The sequence below is a fragment of the Sinomonas sp. G460-2 genome (assembly GCF_047759905.1).
Classification (GTDB): Bacteria; Actinomycetota; Actinomycetes; order Actinomycetales; family Micrococcaceae; genus Sinomonas.
In genome coordinates this window covers 1-2162 of record NZ_JBKZWT010000461.1, presented here as the reverse complement: position 1 = coordinate 2162, position 2162 = coordinate 1, and the positions used below count along the sequence as shown (strand labels likewise).

Genomic DNA, 2162 nt, shown 5'->3' with positions numbered 1-2162 from the left:
GCGGCATCGGCCTTGGCCGCCTTGGCCTGCTTCGCGGCGTCGGCCGCGATCTGCTGGGCCCGCCACGCGAGGCTCGGGCGCCCTGCGGTGTCGACCGAGGCAAGCAGGACTCCGCCCACGAGGGAGAGGTTCTTGAGCAGCCGCGCGCGGCGGGCCGAGCGGAGCTCCTTCGAGCCAATGTCCGCGGTGCGCCATTCGACGAACGTGTTGAGCGCCGTCGTCATCGCGAGGACGGACGCGGAGAAGCGCGGGGCCTTGCCGAGCGCGAACAGGAGGCCCGCGCCGAGCTGGGTCGCGCCCACCGCCCGGGCCAGCGTCTTCTCTTCGACACGGATGGGAAGCGCATCGGCCGCGCGGCGCAGCACGGGGGAGAGCTGCTCGGCCGTCGCGTCCGCGTTCTTCAGCTTGTCCGCTCCGGCGACGATGAACGAGGACGCGAGCAGGGGTCGAGCGAGGAATCGGACTACCGACATGAGGCCTCCTGGTGTGGGATTTCCGGCGGGTCCAGTCTTGCACTTTCGGGGAATATTTTCCCTTCCCTCGCCGTTGGCACGTGCGTTGAGCCCCGAGTCTGGAGAGGAGATCCCGTGCTCGTCTTGGACCGCCCGCGTCCCGGCACGCCACTAGACTGGAGCGCAATGAGCACCGTCGATTCCCTTGAGCCTGACGAGTCCGCGGCGGATTCGGCCACCGGCACGGATCTGGCCGCGGAGAGTTCGGAGGCGCGCCGCGAGCGTTTCGAGCGCGACGCCATGCAGTACGTAGACCAGCTGTATTCGGCAGCGATGCGCATGGCCCGCAATCCCGCGGACGCCGAGGACCTCGTCCAAGAGGCCTACGCGAAGGCCTTTGCAGCGTTCCACCAGTACAAGCCCGGCACGAACCTCAAGGCGTGGCTGTACCGGATCCTCACGAACACGTACATCAACCTGTACCGCAAGCGCCAGCGCGAGCCTCAACAAGCCAACACCGACACGGTCGAGGACTGGCAGTTGGCACGCGCCGAGTCGCATTCCTCGACCGGGCTGCGTTCGGCCGAGGTGGAGGCGCTGGACCACCTGCCGGACTCCGACGTCAAGGACGCCCTGCAGGCTATCCCCGAGGAGTTCAGGCTCGCGGTGTACTTCGCCGACGTCGAGGGCTTCGCGTACAAGGAGATCTCGGAGATCATGGGCACGCCGATCGGCACCGTGATGTCGCGGCTCCACCGGGGGAGGAAGCTCCTCCGGGATCGACTGGCAGACTATGCCGCGGAACGCGGCTTCGCGGGCGCGCGGGTGTCCGTGAATTCGGGCGCGGGCGCCGAAGCGGACTCGAGCAAGCAGGAGAAGGAATAATGGGCAACTGTCAGGGCCTCGGCGATTGCGACGAATCGCGGCTTGAGCGTCTTTACGAGTACCTCGACGGTGCGCTGCCCGCGGCCGACGTCGCGGAGATCCGCGGCCACCTCGAATCCTGCGCCGAGTGCCGCGAAGAGCACAACCTTGAGTGCATGATCCGCAGCGCGATGAAGCGCAGCTGCGCCGAGCAGGCCCCAGCGGCGCTCAAGCTCAGCATCCTCGAGAAGATCCACTCGGTTCGCTCAGCGGCTGCTGAGGTCTGAGACCCCGCAGCCTGAGACCACGCAGCCTGAGACCCCCCAGCCTGCGCGAAAACGGGAACGCAAAAGGGCCCGGAGCTCACAGCTCCGGGCCCTTTCCGCACCACGGGAAGGCCGCACAGGCCTCCGGTGAGGCGCCTCAGGCGTTGGGGCGCCGACCGTGGTTCGCGCCGCTCTTCTTGCGGTCACGGCGCTTGCGTGCACGCTTGCTCATAGGGGCCTCCTTGGACTCGACAACGTTTAGGCCCAGAAGGCCGCCTACCATCCTCCCACACGTGCGGCGCCGCGCCCAAACCGACAGGCGCCGCGGCCCCCCCTCCCCGCACCAGGGCGCTGGGGCCCGTTTCCCGAACTCGGGCTCAGCCCCGGAGCGAATTGCGCACCGCGATGCGCGCCTGATCGAGGACCGTCCGGAGCGTCTCGAGCGTGACCTCGGTGACGGCGTCGCGGGCCGCGTGCGACCGCAGCTCGACCCGCACGTCGTCGCGGAACGACTGGACGAGCATCTCCGCCTCCACGAGCCGGCCCTGGCTCTCCCGGCTGAACCGCTCGGGCGAGGGCT

At 68.7% G+C, this 2162-nt stretch carries 4 protein-coding genes and 1 pseudogene; 2 read left to right on the top strand and 3 right to left on the bottom strand.

The features are described from left to right. Positions 1–473 (bottom strand): DoxX family protein (locus tag ACLN58_RS21430; protein ID WP_415857237.1); only part of this gene is annotated, 473 nt, incomplete at its 3' end. A gap of 165 nt (positions 474–638) precedes the next feature. Between ACLN58_RS21430 and ACLN58_RS21425 the strand changes: the two genes are divergently transcribed. Together ACLN58_RS21425 and rsrA are read left to right on the top strand one after the other, a co-directional pair. Beyond that, complete coding sequence (locus tag ACLN58_RS21425; protein ID WP_415857236.1) at positions 639–1337, top strand: sigma-70 family RNA polymerase sigma factor; 699 nt, start codon at positions 639–641, stop codon at positions 1335–1337. Next, on the top strand, positions 1337–1603 hold the full coding sequence (rsrA, locus tag ACLN58_RS21420; protein WP_415857235.1) for a mycothiol system anti-sigma-R factor: 267 nt from the start codon (positions 1337–1339) through the stop codon (positions 1601–1603). Before ACLN58_RS21425 ends, rsrA begins: the two co-directional genes overlap by 1 nt. Positions 1604–1739: 136 nt before the next feature. Here rsrA and ACLN58_RS21415 read toward each other — a convergent pair whose 3' ends face one another. Together ACLN58_RS21415 and ACLN58_RS21410 are read right to left on the bottom strand one after the other, a co-directional pair. Then, complete coding sequence (locus ACLN58_RS21415) at positions 1740–1814, bottom strand: 50S ribosomal protein bL37 (RefSeq protein WP_136609796.1); 75 nt, start codon at positions 1812–1814, stop codon at positions 1740–1742. 145 nt (positions 1815–1959) lie between these two features. After that, positions 1960–2162: pseudogene (locus tag ACLN58_RS21410) on the bottom strand (PadR family transcriptional regulator); the annotation flags it as partial.

Excerpts from the sequence above, each read along its gene's own strand:
- ACLN58_RS21425 (WP_415857236.1), top strand. The coding sequence starts at position 639 with ATGAGCACCGTCGATTCCCTTGAGCCTGACGAGTCCGCGGCGGATTCG.
- rsrA (WP_415857235.1), top strand. The coding sequence starts at position 1,337 with ATGGGCAACTGTCAGGGCCTCGGCGATTGCGACGAATCGCGGCTTGAG.